The sequence below is a fragment of the Microbacterium sp. A94 genome (assembly GCF_051842855.1).
Lineage (GTDB): Bacteria > Actinomycetota > Actinomycetes > Actinomycetales > Microbacteriaceae > Microbacterium.
Window position 1 is genome coordinate 106,217 of record NZ_JBPXMU010000006.1, and the last position, 13,628, is coordinate 119,844.

Annotated in this window: 13 protein-coding genes; 10 read left to right on the top strand and 3 right to left on the bottom strand. The window is 66.6% G+C overall.

Annotated elements, in window-relative coordinates:
* Nucleotides 1–83: 83 nt before the first annotated feature.
* Together ACSU1L_RS14790 and ACSU1L_RS14795 are read right to left on the bottom strand one after the other, a co-directional pair.
* Nucleotides 84–1,256 (bottom strand): MFS transporter, encoded by a 1,173-nt coding sequence (locus ACSU1L_RS14790; protein ID WP_439256304.1) that lies wholly within the window; start codon nt 1,254–1,256, stop codon nt 84–86.
* The gene (locus ACSU1L_RS14795; protein ID WP_439256305.1) at nt 1,253–1,594 is read right to left on the bottom strand and encodes an ArsR/SmtB family transcription factor; all 342 of its coding nucleotides are present in this window, start codon (nt 1,592–1,594) and stop codon (nt 1,253–1,255) included. Before ACSU1L_RS14795 ends, ACSU1L_RS14790 begins: the two co-directional genes overlap by 4 nt.
* A gap of 85 nt (nt 1,595–1,679) precedes the next feature.
* Here ACSU1L_RS14795 and ACSU1L_RS14800 point away from each other — a divergent pair, with 85 nt between their 5' ends.
* The 10 genes from ACSU1L_RS14800 (at nt 1,680) to ACSU1L_RS14845 (ending at nt 12,123) form a co-directional block, all read left to right on the top strand.
* Nucleotides 1,680–2,984 (top strand): FAD-dependent oxidoreductase, encoded by a 1,305-nt coding sequence (locus ACSU1L_RS14800; protein WP_439256306.1) that lies wholly within the window; start codon nt 1,680–1,682, stop codon nt 2,982–2,984.
* An 82-nt stretch (nt 2,985–3,066) separates the two neighbouring features.
* On the top strand, nt 3,067–4,434 hold the full coding sequence (locus ACSU1L_RS14805) for a TrkH family potassium uptake protein (protein ID WP_439256307.1): 1,368 nt from the start codon (nt 3,067–3,069) through the stop codon (nt 4,432–4,434).
* 37 nt (nt 4,435–4,471) lie between these two features.
* Nucleotides 4,472–5,167: a potassium channel family protein gene (locus ACSU1L_RS14810; RefSeq protein ID WP_438255723.1), complete on the top strand. Its 696-nt coding sequence runs from the start codon at nt 4,472–4,474 to the stop codon at nt 5,165–5,167.
* Between the two features lie 97 nt (nt 5,168–5,264).
* The gene (gene nhaA, locus ACSU1L_RS14815) at nt 5,265–6,560 is read left to right on the top strand and encodes a Na+/H+ antiporter NhaA (protein WP_439256308.1); all 1,296 of its coding nucleotides are present in this window, start codon (nt 5,265–5,267) and stop codon (nt 6,558–6,560) included.
* Nucleotides 6,561–6,675: 115 nt separating this feature from the next.
* Nucleotides 6,676–7,785, top strand: coding sequence for an ACR3 family arsenite efflux transporter (gene arsB / locus ACSU1L_RS14820; protein WP_439256309.1), 1,110 nt, complete (start codon nt 6,676–6,678; stop codon nt 7,783–7,785).
* Nucleotides 7,782–8,783 (top strand): metalloregulator ArsR/SmtB family transcription factor, encoded by a 1,002-nt coding sequence (locus ACSU1L_RS14825; RefSeq protein ID WP_439256310.1) that lies wholly within the window; start codon nt 7,782–7,784, stop codon nt 8,781–8,783. The genes arsB and ACSU1L_RS14825 overlap by 4 nt, the downstream gene beginning before the upstream one ends.
* The gene (locus tag ACSU1L_RS14830) at nt 8,780–9,181 is read left to right on the top strand and encodes an arsenate reductase ArsC (RefSeq protein ID WP_439256311.1); all 402 of its coding nucleotides are present in this window, start codon (nt 8,780–8,782) and stop codon (nt 9,179–9,181) included. Before ACSU1L_RS14825 ends, ACSU1L_RS14830 begins: the two co-directional genes overlap by 4 nt.
* Before the next feature lie 37 nt (nt 9,182–9,218).
* Nucleotides 9,219–9,566, top strand: coding sequence for a PLD nuclease N-terminal domain-containing protein (locus ACSU1L_RS14835; protein ID WP_438255718.1), 348 nt, complete (start codon nt 9,219–9,221; stop codon nt 9,564–9,566).
* Nucleotides 9,563–11,233 carry a 2-succinyl-5-enolpyruvyl-6-hydroxy-3-cyclohexene-1-carboxylic-acid synthase gene (gene menD, locus ACSU1L_RS14840; protein ID WP_439256312.1) on the top strand — a complete coding sequence of 557 codons (1,671 nt, stop codon included), beginning with the start codon at nt 9,563–9,565 and terminating at the stop codon, nt 11,231–11,233. Before ACSU1L_RS14835 ends, menD begins: the two co-directional genes overlap by 4 nt.
* 35 nt (nt 11,234–11,268) lie before the next feature.
* Nucleotides 11,269–12,123 carry a PPK2 family polyphosphate kinase gene (locus tag ACSU1L_RS14845; RefSeq protein ID WP_439256313.1) on the top strand — a complete coding sequence of 285 codons (855 nt, stop codon included), beginning with the start codon at nt 11,269–11,271 and terminating at the stop codon, nt 12,121–12,123.
* Between the two features lie 138 nt (nt 12,124–12,261).
* On the opposite strand, the gene ACSU1L_RS14850 is transcribed toward ACSU1L_RS14845, so the two are convergent.
* Nucleotides 12,262–13,536: an isochorismate synthase gene (locus ACSU1L_RS14850; protein WP_439256380.1), complete on the bottom strand. Its 1,275-nt coding sequence runs from the start codon at nt 13,534–13,536 to the stop codon at nt 12,262–12,264.
* Nucleotides 13,537–13,628 lie beyond the last annotated feature (92 nt).

Here is a 13,628-nt window from a genome sequence, read left to right on the forward strand (position 1 = left end):
ATCAACGGCTGCCGCGGCTCGGATATTCCCGATGCGCGTGAATATATTTCATTACAACGGCCAGGAGTAGGAATCGGCCGGTGTCAGGAGAATCGGGACAGGGCGAGTGAGAGCGCGGCCAGCACGACGGCGATCAGCGCCATGACCGAATAGGAGCCGGTCGCGGTGGCCAGCAGTGGTCCGAGGGCAGGCCCGATCGCGCCGACGAGAGTTATTGGAGCAGCGAAGACGCCGTTGATGGCGCCGTAGCTGTGGATGCCCCAGCGATCTGCGACGGCCGACCCCTGCACAAGGGTCTGTGCGCCTCGCACAGCTCCCGCGGCGATGCCGATGCAGATCAGCAGCCACGGTGGCCCGGGGACGAGTGCGAGAAGGGCGAGGAACACGATGCTGAGCGCGGCTGTGGCCGCCAGCGGGATCCACGGCGCCGCGGTGCGCGGGATCGCCACGTAGAGCAGTCGTCCGATGACCTGTCCTGCCCCGAGAAGTCCGAGCGCCCACGCGGCGAGCTCGTAACTCATCCCCTTCTCCGTGAACAGCGGGATGACGGACAGCGTGACGCTGAACAGGGCTGCCGCCAGCGCGAGCATCGACAGCAGCAGCATCCAGAATCGACGTGTGCGCACGACCGTGCTGACCGTGTGCGCCGGTAGATCGGGGTCGTGAGGCGCGGGTGTCCAAACGCGTTCGAGGCTGAACCAGTGCAGGGGCGCGGTGGTGACCAGCAGAATGCCAGCGAGGAGGAGAAAAGTCGTGCGCCAGTCGGTGACCGTCAGCAGCCCCGCCACGACCGGTGCGAACACCGTCGAAGCGAGCCCGCCGGCCAGCGTCAGTATGGTCATCGCGCCACGGCGGCGCGCCCCGTACCGACGGGCGATGACCGTGAAAGCCGCCTGATAGAGCACGGCGGATTGCGCGATGCCGGCGATGACCCATCCGAGCGTGAATACCGACAGGTCGGGAGCGAGTGCAACGATGACGAGGCCGACCGGACCCAGGACGCTGCCGACGGTCATGATGAGCCGGGGCCCGCGCGCATCGAGCCAGTGCCCGACGAGCACTCCGGCGCCGGCAGAGGCGATGAGGCCGCACGAGAACGACAGGGTGATGAGAGCGATCGGCCAGCCTGTCTCGTCCGCTATCGCCGGGGAAGCGACGATGAGGGCGTAGAACAGGATGCCCCAACTGATGACCTGCCCCGTCGAGAGCGCGGCCAATCGTCCGCCCTGGCGAGGCGGGGCGGACGTCGCGGTCATACCGAACGGAGGGCGTCGGCGGCCGCGTCGAGCGCGCCGTCGTTGAGTGCGAAGTACGCCCACTTGCCTCGCTGCTCCCGTGAGACCAGCCCGGCATCGGTGAGCAGCTTCATGTGATGCGAGACCGTGCCCTGAGAGAGACCGACCGGTTCGGTGAGGTCGCAGATGCATGCCTCCCCGTCGGTGCCGGCAGCGATGAGCGACAGCAGTTTGACGCGGGTGGGGTCGCCGAGGGCTTTGAAAACCCGCGCGATGCGTTCGGTGTCCTCAGCGGTGAGTGAGGACGTGATGGGTGGCACGCAGCAGGCTGTTGCATCGGTGGTCGTCGGCAGGCTCACAGCCACAGTCTGGCACGTATTGACATTCTTCGATAGGTGCGTGAGAGTTTTCATATCGAAGAACGTCGATTTGAGGAGACCTGTGATGACCGAGCTTCCCGTCATCGTCGTCGGAGCGGGGCCGCAGGGTCTTGCCGCCGCGGCGCACCTTGCTGAGCGAGGTATCGAGGTGGTCGTCCTCGAGCGCGGTGATGGTGCCGCCGCCGCGGTATCGGACTGGGGGCACGTGCGGCTCTTCTCGGCGTGGCCGGAGCTGACCGATGCGGCCTCGCGTCGTCTTCTCGCGTCGACAGAGTGGAACGCGCCGACGTCGGGCTACCCGACCGGAGCGGAGTGGGTGAGCGGGTACCTTGCACCGCTCGCCGCAGCGCTGGGTGAGCGGGTGCAGTACGCCACCACGGTGACAGGCATCTCGCGTCAGGGGCGCGACAAGAGCGTCGACGGTGGGCGGGAGAGCCAGCCGTTCGTTGTGCACACGCGCGATCAGGACGGCAACGAGTCCCGCCTGCACGCTCGTGCGGTCATTGATGCCAGCGGCACCTGGGGACGACCGAATCCGGCGGGAGCGGACGGTCTGCCCGCTCTCGGCGAAATCGCCGCTTCGGAATCGATCTCCTATCGAATCCCCGACGACGTCGCCGGGTTCGCCGGCGGGCACATCGTGGTCGTCGGTGCCGGGCATTCCGCGACCCACGCCGTGCTGCGACTGAGTGAATTGGCGCGCCATTCCCCCGGAACTCGTGTGACCTGGGTGCTGCGTCGGGGGAGCGCCGCGAATGTCTTCGGCGGCGGAGCGGGAGATGAGCTTCCGGAGCGGGCGGCACTCGGCGCGCGCGCTCGCGCGGCGATCGATCGGGGACTGGTGACTCTAATGACCGGGTTCCGCATCGCGGAGTTCCGTGAGGTCGGCGATCGGCTCACCGTCTTTGCCGAGAATGGCAGCCAGATCGACGGCGTCGACCACGTATTCGCCGTGACCGGGTTCCGGCCCGATACCGAGATGCTGCGGGAGCTGCGCATTGACCTTGACCCCGCACTGGAGGCCGTCGCCGGTATCGCCGCGGAGATCGATCCGAACATCCACTCCTGCGGTTCCGTCTCGGCGACGGGTGCCGCTCAGCTCACTCAGCCGGAGCAGGACCTCTTCATCGTCGGGGCGAAATCCTACGGACGTGCACCGACCTTCCTTGCGTTGACCGGCTACGAGCAGGTGCGCAGCGTCACCGCACGCCTCGCCGGTGACCATGAGGCCGCGGCACGCAACGAACTCGTCCTGCCTGACACGGGGGTGTGCGGCGGTTCCGGTGACTTCGGCGAAGACGACGCTGGAAGCTGCTGCGCCGCGCCAGCGGTGCTGCAGATCGGAGCCCGCCCGGTCGCGGTGAGCTGAGAAGTAGCTCCGCGCGAGGCGCTGACACGGCACACGCACAGGGGGTGCGAGAAGCCCACGCTGAGGAGTAGTGTTCTTCTTCGTGTCGTCTTACCGCACAGCCAAACGTGGGGGTTTCGCCAAGCGGCGGGGCCTGGCACCTGCGCAGGTCATCGTGTCCGGATTCACTGCAGCGATCCTTGCCGGGACCGTACTGTTGATGCTGCCGTTCTCGTCCGCCGATGGCCGGTGGACGGGCTTCGTCGACGCGTTGTTCACTGCGACATCGGCGGTGTGCGTCACCGGCTTGGTCGTCGTCGACACGGCGGTGTACTGGAGTCCTTTCGGCAAGATCGTGATCCTGGCGCTCATCCAACTCGGCGGTCTGGGCATCATGCTGTTCGCCGCTCTGGTGGGACTCGTTCTCGCACGCAAGCTCAGCGTGAAGTCCCGTGTGCTCGCCAGCGCCGAGACGAAGACTCCCGGCGTCGGGGACTTGAAGCGAGTCGCGACCGGCATCGTGATCACGACGCTGGTGATCGAGGTGGTGGTCGCGCTCCTGCTGTTTGCGCGGTTCGCCACGGCGTACGGCTACGACGTCGGCCGGGCAGCGTGGCATGCGCTGTTTCACGCGGTGTCGGCCTTCAACAACGCTGGCTTCGCGCTGTACACCGACAGCCTGATGGGCTTCGTCTCGGACCCCTGGATCTGCCTGCCGATTTGCGGTGCGATCATTCTGGGCGGACTGGGGTTCCCGGTGCTGCGTCAATTGCGACGGGAGTTCCAGCGGCCGCTGCACTGGTCGATGAACACCCGAATCGTGCTCGCGATGACCGCCGTGCTGCTGGTTGCAGGAACCGTATTCGTGCTGTTCATGGAGTGGGACAACCCCGGCACGTTCGGTGAGCTCCCGATCGGGACACGCATCCTCGCCGGGTTCGTGCACTCGGTCCAATCGCGCACGGCCGGTTTCAACTCGGTCGATGTTTCGCTCATGAATGACGAAACCTGGTTGGGCACCGACGTGCTGATGTTCATCGGTGGCGGACCTGCAGGTACAGCCGGCGGTATCAAGGTCACCACTTTCGCGGTGTTGTTCTTCATCATGTGGACGGAGCTGCGCGGTGGCGCCGCCGTGAACATCTTCGGCAAGCGCCTTTCGCGCGCCGTGCACCGCCAGGCGATCACCGTCGTGATCATCGCCCTCGGCGCCGTCATGGCCGCGGTCATCGCCATCCTCGCGATGACCGATTTCGACCTCGACCGTGTGCTCTTCGAGGTGGTTTCGGCCTTCGGAACCGTCGGGCTGTCGACGGGGATCACCGCGAGTCTTCCGCCGGCAGCGCAGATCATTCTCGTCTTGCTCATGTTCCTCGGACGTCTCGGACCGCTCACCCTCGGCTCCGCCCTCGCCCTGCGAGAGCGACCGACGGCTTACGAGTTGCCCAAGGAACGCCCAGTCATCGGCTGATGGTATGCGGGCACGACAACCAGTGAAAGGACACATGATGGGAAAGTTCCTCTCTTTCGGCCAGGATGCGAAGCGGATCGCCGAGGCCGACTCCGTCGCCGTCATCGGGCTGGGCCGATTCGGAACGGCGCTCGCTCTGGAACTGATGGCCTCCGGAACCGAAGTGCTCGGCATCGACGATGATGAGGCCCGTGTGCAGTCGTTGAACGGTGAGCTGACCCAGGTCGTCCGCGCCGATTCGACCAGGCTCGAGGTCCTGGAGCAATTGGCAGTCGGTGAGTTCGATCGGGTCGTCGTTGCCATCGGCAGCGACATCACGGCTTCCATCCTCACTGCCTCGTTGCTGCTGAAGCTTAATGTTCCGGTGATCTGGGCCAAGGCTGTTGACGAGCAACACGGCGCGGTGCTGGAGCAGCTGGGAGTGCACCGGGTCATCTACCCCGACAAGGACATGGGGCGCCGCGTCGCGCATCTGGTGCGCGGCGCAGCGGCTGACTATCTGGAGATCGACAAGGGCTACGCGATCGTCAAGTCTGTTGCTCCGCGGTATCTGCATGGGATCACGTTGGCGGACGGTGCAGTGCGCAGTGCTCACGGAGTCACCATCGCCGCGTACCGTCCGGTGCTGGGTGACTGGCGGAACGCGCAGGCCGATACCGTTCTTCACGAAGGTGACTCTGTGCTCGTGGTCGGGCCGACGACGAGCGTCGAGAAATTCGCTCAGTTGCGCTGACGCGGGAGGGGCGCTCCACGGCATCCTCGGATAAGCTGGATGCTGGAGTGTCGGGAAGCCTGGTCGACGAATTCTGTCGTCGACCCGAAAGGCGCTCATGTCGCCCAAGCCCTCCCGCATCGCTCGCGTCCGTAGTCTCTTTCCCTCATCCTCACGCGCGGAATCGCTGCGCGTGGGGGAGATTCTTCGCAAAGAGACCGTCGGCGGCATCCTGCTGGTCACGCTCGCCGCCATCGCCATCGTCTGGGCCAACTCACCATGGGCGGATTCCTACTTCGCGCTGCGCGACTTCGAGGTCGGCTACGAGCCGTGGCATCTTCGGCTCTCGCTCGGCGCCTGGGCAGCCGACGGGCTGCTGGCGATCTTCTTCTTCCTTGTCGGACTGGAATTGAAGCGGGAATTCGTCGCCGGTGATCTGCGAAAGCCCAGTACGGCGATCGTGCCGATCGTCGCCGCGATCGGCGGCGTCGCGGTTCCCGCGGTCATCTACGCCATCGTCGTCGCGGGCGCGCCAGGCATGGTGCAGGGGTGGGCGATTCCGACCGCCACGGACATCGCGTTCGCGGTTGCGGTGCTGGCTATCATCGGCTCACACCTGCCCAGCGCGTTGCGGATCTTTCTGCTCACCTTGGCGGTCGTCGATGATCTGATCGCCATCGGCATCATTGCGATCTTCTACACCGAGACGATCGATCTGATCCCGCTGGCGTTCGCCCTCGTCGCCATCGCCGTCTACGGCGTGATCGCCCAGTTGGGTCGCCGGTTCTTCCATCTGCGCGCGGGGGCCGCCTGGCTGGTGCTGCTGCCGATCGGAGTCGCGGCCTGGGCGTTGCTGCACGCATCCGGCATCCACGCGACCATCGCCGGGGTGCTCCTCGGGTTCACCATCCCCGTTCTGCACAAGAAGACGGCCCGTGCTGCGGACGCTGGCCCGGGCCTCGCGGAGGTCTTCGAGCACCGATTCCGGCCGATCTCGGCCGGGGTGGCCGTGCCGGTGTTCGCCTTCTTCTCGGCGGGCGTCGCCATCGGCGGTGTCGACGGATTCATCTCTGCCTTCGAAGACCCGGTGGTGATCGGGATCATGCTCGGACTTCTCCTCGGCAAGCCCATCGGCATCACTCTGGCGACATGGCTGGTGACTCGCATCCGTCGGGTCACGCTCGATCCGTCGCTGCGTTGGATCGACCTCACGGGTGTGGGGCTGCTCGCCGGTATCGGGTTCACCGTGTCGCTCCTGGTCGCCGAGCTCAGCTTCTCCAGCGGCAGTGAACATCACGACCACGCGAAGGTGGCGATCCTGACCGCATCGGTCGTCGCCGCCCTGCTTGCGTCGATCGTGCTCGGCATCCGCAACCGTCGCTATCGACAGCGTGCGAACGCGAACGACGGCTAGTTCGTATAGCGCTGGCTCGCGGGTTACGAGTCGGTGAACTCTCGTCCGTTCGAGTTGCGGGCAATATCGATGGATGTCAATATAGACGCATGTCGATACAGTCCGTGTGCAGCGCATGAGTGCCGCAACCCTCCAGGCGCCTCCGGCGACGCGTCGCCTGTCAACGCTTGACCGGTGGTTGCCATTGTGGATCGGGCTCGCCATGGTGGGGGGACTCCTGCTCGGGCGCTTCGTCCCCGGCGTCTCGCCCCTGCTCGCCCAGCTCGAGATCGGTGGCATCTCCGTCCCGATCGCGCTCGGGCTTCTGGTGATGATGTATCCAGTGCTCGCGAAGGTCCGCTACGACAAAGTCGCCGCCATCGCCGGCGACAAGAAGCTGCTCATCTCGTCGCTGGTGCTGAACTGGCTCATCGGCCCCGCACTCATGTTCGCCCTCGCCTGGGCGTTCCTGCCGGATCTGCCCGAGTACCGCACGGGGCTCATCATCGTCGGTCTTGCTCGGTGCATCGCGATGGTCGTGATCTGGAACGATCTCGCCTGCGGCGACCGGGAAGCCGCAGCCGTCATCATCGCGATCAACTCGATCTTCCAGGTCGTGGCGTTTTCGCTGCTCGGCTGGTTCTACCTCACCGTGCTCCCTGGATGGCTCGGACTCGACACCCAGGGAGTGGATTTCTCCGTCGGCGCGATCGCGCTCAACGTGCTGATCTTCCTCGGTGTGCCGCTGCTGGCCGGGTTCGCATCCCGCTTCATCGGGGAACGCCGTAAGGGGCGCGACTGGTACGAGGAGCAGTTCCTGCCGCGCATCGGCCCGTGGGCGCTGTACGGTCTGCTGTTCACGATCGTGCTGCTGTTCGCATTGCAGGGAGAGCAGGTCACCTCCCGGCCCCTCGATGTGGCCCGGATCGCACTGCCGCTGCTGGCGTACTTCGCGGTGATGTGGTTCATCGGCCTCTTCACCGGCAAGACGCTCGGCCTCGGCTACGCACGCTCGACGACTCTGGCCTTTACCGCAGCTGGAAACAACTTCGAGCTCGCGATCGCCGTCGCCATCGGCACCTTCGGCGCGGCATCCGGCCAGGCGCTCGCCGGTGTTGTGGGGCCGCTCATTGAGGTACCGGTGCTGGTCGGACTCGTCTATGTCTCGCTCTGGGCGGCCCGGCGCTGGTTCCACACCGATCCGTACACCTCCGAGACACAGAGCGCTGAAAGGATGCCCTCGTGAATGTCACTGTGACCACGGAAGATACCTGCAGCCCGGTGGCCACGCACGCGATCGGCCAGGATGCTGCCTCCTCGGTGGCCGCCACCCTCAAAGCGCTCGCCGATCCGCTGCGTCTGCGGATGCTCTCCGCGATCGCCTCCGACCCCCGCGGGGAGTCGTGCGTGTGCGACCTCGCCGAACTCGCGGACGTCTCACAGCCGACGGTGTCGCATCACCTCAGGGTGCTCAAAGACGTCGATGTGCTGACGTCGCAACGCCGCGGTACCTGGGTCTGGTACTCAATCAATCCGAACCGTCGCCGCGCCGTCACGACCCTGTTGGATTCGTTCGCGCCGGCCACAGTCGCCGCGTCCTGGTCAGATGGCTCGGCAGAGGATGCGCGGCATCCCGATCTCGATACTCGTGTCACCCATCTCGCGGACGAGCTCGCTGCGGAGATCTCCGATCTCGACCGGGCCGTCGTGCTGACCACCGTTCGCGAGTCGTACACCGCGCTGGCCCGCACGGCCCGTGTGACATCGGCGCTGATCCCGCTGACGGAGAGGTTCGCCCGCCAGCGGTTGAGTGATCTCACCCGCGACCGTGATTCCGCTGTCCCGCAGGTGCTGTTCGTCTGCGTCGCCAATGCGGGCCGCTCCCAGCTCGCCGCCGCGCTCGTGAACCAGATCGCCGACGGCAAGGTCGTGGCACGCTCCGCAGGCTCGAGCCCCGCCGACAGCATCCACGCGCACGTGCGCTCGCTGCTCGCAGAGATCGAAGGCGACGGCGCCGCTGAGCGATTCCCGAAGCCTCTGACCGATGACGCCGTGCGCGCCGCCGATGTTGTCATCACCATGGGCTGCGGCGACGTCTGCCCGATCATCCCGGGCATCCGCTACGACGACTGGGCCGTCGGCGACCCCGCCCTCGCCTCCCGCGAAGGTGTCGAAGCCATCCGCGATGACATCGCCGCCCGCGTTCGCACCCTTGTCAACGAACTACTCGAGGAGACCCCATGACCGACACCAAGCCTTCCGTCCTGTTCGTCTGCGTGCACAACGCGGGTCGATCCCAGATGGCCGCGGGTTTCCTCCGCGACATCGCCGGCGACCGCATCGAGGTGCGTTCGGCCGGCTCCATGCCCGCGGATCAGATCAACCCGATCGCCGTCGACGCGATGGCCGAACTTGGGATCGACATCACCGCCGAATCCCCGAAGGTGCTCACCGCCGAAGCGGTGCAGGCATCCGACGTCGTCATCACGATGGGCTGCGGCGACGCGTGCCCGATCTTCCCTGGCAAGCGCTACGAGGACTGGGAACTCGAGGACCCGGCAGGCCAGGGCATCGATTCCGTGCGTCCGATCCGCGATGACATCCGGGCGCGCATCGAAGAGTTGGTGTCGGAGCTGGTCTGAGCAGTCCGCGCATAGATAACCCGCCTAGACTGGGCTCGTGGCAAGAGTACTGATCGTAGGCGGCTTCCTGGCTCTCATCTTCTGGGTGTTCAGCATCGTCGACTGCGCGGTTCAACCGGCAACCCGGCACCGCGGAGTGCCCAAGGGCACCTGGATCGTGATCGTCGTGCTGATTCCCGTGCTCGGTGGGATCCTCTGGTTCGCACTCGGACGTCGAAACCGCAGCGATCAGCAGCAGACACGCAGCATGGCCCCGGATGACAACCCGGACTTCCTGCGTACCCTCGGCAAGAACGAGCAGGACGAGCGCATCCGCCGCCTCGAAGAAGAGCTCGCGCGCCTCGACGACGAAACAGACGGGCCCGCCCCGGACACACGTCCATGACGGCATCGCCGGCAATGGATGCTGCGGCATCTCTGCTCGCAGAACTTGTCGAGCACGGCATCCGTGACGTGGTGATCTCACCGGGGTCCCGTTCGCAGGCGCTCGCGCTCGCCGCCACCCACCTCGCGCGTGAGGGCGCGTTGCGCGTGCATGTGCGCATCGACGAACGCGTCGCCGGTTTCACCGCCCTCGGCCTTGCCCGTGAGACGCGTGTGCCGGCCGTGGTCATCTGCACCTCCGGCACGGCTGCGGCGAACCTGCTGCCCGCGGCGATGGAGGCCTTCCACTCCGGCGTTCCGCTGCTGCTGCTCACCGCCGACCGTCCGCCGGAATTGCGCGGCGTCGGCGCGAATCAGGCGACCACTCAGCCCGGCCTTTTCGCGCCGTGGGTGCGCTTCGCCGAGGATGCTCCGGTTCCCGGTGATGGCTCGTGGACGGGACTGGGTGTCCAGGCGGTTCGCGCCGCGATGGGGGCGGATGCTGCGCCCGGCGCACTCGCCGGCATCGCCGGACCCGTGCACCTGAATCTGCCCGCGCGGGAGCCGCTTTCGGGTGCGCTTCCGGCGGGATTCGCGCTTTCGAGCGGGACGGTACCGACACCGGATGCCGGTGAGCCGCTCGTTCTGGAACGGGGCCCGCGCACCGTCGTGATCGCCGGCGCGGATGCGGGAGCAGCCGCAGAAGAGGTTTCGCATGCGGGCACCTGGCCGCTGGTCGCAGAGATCGTCAGCGGCTCGCGGTTCGGCCGTCACGTTGTGCACGGCTACCGGGAACTACTGCGCGATGCCGCGCTCGGCGGACGGATCGAACGCGCTGTTGTGTTCGGGCATCCGACGCTCAGCCGAGAAGTTGCGGCGCTTCTCAGTCGTGACGACGTCGAGGTGATCGCGGTGCGATCCGGTGGTGAGGCGCTGAATCTGAACGGGCGGACGGTGGCCGCGGCATCCGTTCGTGTCGCCCCGGGGGAGTCGGACCGGGCGTGGATGGGGGAGTGGATGCGGGCATCCGCAGCATCCCTCGTCGATCTGAGCGAGTCGGCACCCGACCAGGACGCGCTCAACTCGAAGGATTTCGCGACCCGCCGCGATGCCGTGCGCGCAGAGCTTGACGCGGTGCGCCGGCCGCTCGATCGCGAACTGCTCGCGGATGCCGTGTGGCGGGCGACCTGGCCGCACGATCGGCTGATGTTCGGGTCGTCGCGCATCGTTCGTGTGGCCGATGCGGTGCTGGCCGGCAAGAAGGTCCCGGTGCACGCGAATCGCGGCTTGGCCGGAATCGACGGCACGATCGCGACGGCAATGGGAATCGCTCTGGCGAGTCAGGCCGAGGGATCGCCCGGCGTCACCCGCGTTCTGCTGGGGGATCTGGCGCTGCTGCACGATGTCGGGGCGATGCTGCTGCCGCCGGATGAGCCGGAGCCGCGCCTGCAGGTCATCGTCGGAAACGACGGCGGCGGCACGATCTTCGACTCGCTCGAAGTCGCCTCTTCCGCGCCGCGCGAGGATCTTGACCGTGCCTTCTATACGCCGCACACGACACACCTTGAGCAGTTGGCGCTCGCCTACGGCTGGGAGTACCAGCGGATCACGACCCGCACGGCCCTTGACCAGGCGCTGACATCTCCGGTTGCCGGTCGGCAGTTGATCGAAGTTCCGCTGCCGCGTTAAAGTTCTGCCGGCGTCGCATGCGGCAGGATGGGCGCATGGCGAAACGTGGATGGACAAGCGAAGCATCCGACATTCTGCGCGCAGGGGAGGGCTTCCGACTGGCGGACGTCGACCCCGACACTCACCCGGGGTATGAAGGCGACAAGAAATCTGGGGCCGAGGACCTCGCTGTCGGCATCGAGGCGTTGGGCGAGTTGCAGGAGCGGCTTTTTGCCGCGAGCCGCGCGGGTGTGGCCACGGATGCTGTGCTGCTCGTGCTGCAGGCGATGGATACCGCAGGCAAGGGTGGTGTGGTTCGGCACGTTGTCGGCGGCGTGGATCCGCAGGGTGTGGAGCTGGCCGCGTTCAAGGCGCCGACGGCGGAAGAGCTCGAGCACGACTTCCTCTGGCGCATCGAGAAGCGGCTGCCCGAGCCCGGTTTCATTGGTGTCTTCGACCGCTCGCACTACGAGGATGTGCTGATCGGCAAGGTGCGCTCGCTCGCATCTGCGGACGAGATCGAGCGGCGGTATGACGCGATCAATGCGTTCGAGGCTCAGGTTGCGGCATCCGGTGTCCGCATCATCAAGGTCATGCTGCACATCTCGCCCGACGAGCAGAAGCAACGGCTGACGGAGCGGCTCGACCGGCCCGACAAATACTGGAAGTACAACCCGAGCGACGTCGACGAGCGGCTGGTCTGGCCGGAGTACATGGATGCTTATCAAGCGGTGTTCGATCGGACGTCGACTGCCGTCGCACCCTGGTACGTCGTGCCCGCGAATCACAAATGGTACGCGCGGCTGGCCGTGCAGGAGCTGTTGCTCACGGCGATGGAAGACATCGATCCGCAGTGGCCTGCGGCCGATTTCGACGTCGAAGCCGAGAAGAAGCGGCTCGCCGCGAGCTGAGGTGCCGGCCGGCCGTCGCGCATAACTCCTGAAGAACACGGCCGGTGTGGCTGGAATTGCTCGGTTTCCGCGGGGTCAGCAGAAGTTTTCAGGAGTTGTGCGCGCGGGGCGGCGGGGCGGCGGCTGGATTTGGGCGGTCTAGGCCAGGGCATCCACCAGCGGCCGGAACTTCACCCGTGTCTCGAGTAACTCGGTCTCGGGATCGCTGGCCGCCACGATGCCCGCGCCGGCGTACGCGGTGACGGCGATGGCGTCGGAAGACGTCGCGCTTGCGCGCACCGGACCTGTCTCGAACTGGGCGCAGCGCAGTGCGATCGCCCACTCGCCGTTGCCGTTGCTATCGATCCAGCCGACGGGTCCGGCGTAGCGGCCGCGGTCGAAGGGTTCGATCTCGCGGATGGCAGCGACAGCGGCATCGGTCGGGGTGCCGGCGACGGCGGCAGTCGGGTGCAGCGCCCCAACGAGGTCCAGCGCCGAGCTGCCGTCGGAGAGTTCACCCTCGACGTCGGTCGCGAGATGGAACAAGTTCGGCAGCTTCAGTAGGAACGGCTGCTCGCTCGAGGCCATCGCCCGCACATGCGGACGCAGGGACGTCAGCAGGCTCTGCACCGCATACTGGTGCTCGTCGAGGTCTTTGGTGCTGGAGGCCAGGTGTGCTGAGGCTTCGACGTCCTCATCAGCGTCGGCTCCTCGGCCGATGGTGCCCGCCAGCACGCGCGCGGTGACGGTGCCGTCATCCACGGTGACAAGGGTCTCGGGGCTTGCGCCGATCAGTCCGTCGACGGCGAAGGACCAGGTGTCGGGGTATCCGGTCGAAAGCGCTCGCACGAGCCGGCGCAGGTCGGATCCTGCCGGGATGGTGCCGGCAAGGTCACGAGCGAGAACGACCTTGCTGACCTCGCCGGCGCCGATGCGGCCGAGAGCGGCGTGCACCGAAGCCTGGTATCCCTCCGGCGTCTGCGCCCCGGGGCCGAGTGTGCCCGCCCAGTGCGGACCGTACGGCAACGATTCGAGGGTGGCATCCGGCTGGTCCTGGGGGAGGTCTTGCCCTGCCAGCGCGATGCGGGTGATCCAGCCGCGTCCCTGGTGCTTGCCGAGAATGATCGACGGCACGATCAGGACGCTGTCGGCGACCGAGCCCTCATCGAACGTCAGCGCACCGAACCCGACCAGGCCGGTGCCGGGCAGGTTCACGGAGTCGTCGATGTCGGCGGCATCCGATAGCGCTCGCCATTCCTCCGCGATGAGCGCGCTGCGCATGGACCCGGACCCTGCCGGAACGCGGATAAACGCAGGCATGCCGTCGCCGACCGCGACGATGCCGTCGCCGCGGCGCAACCACGCGAGGGGAGTGGTGGGGTGCCCATAAGCCAGCAGATCCTCGACCGGGTCGATCTCGCGGGTCTCTACGATCAGTCGCACCTTCCCAGGATAGCGAGTGGCCGCGCGTGGCTCGGTTTTCGCGGTTTCTCGAGCCACGCGCGCCCACTCGCAACGGGCGGGGA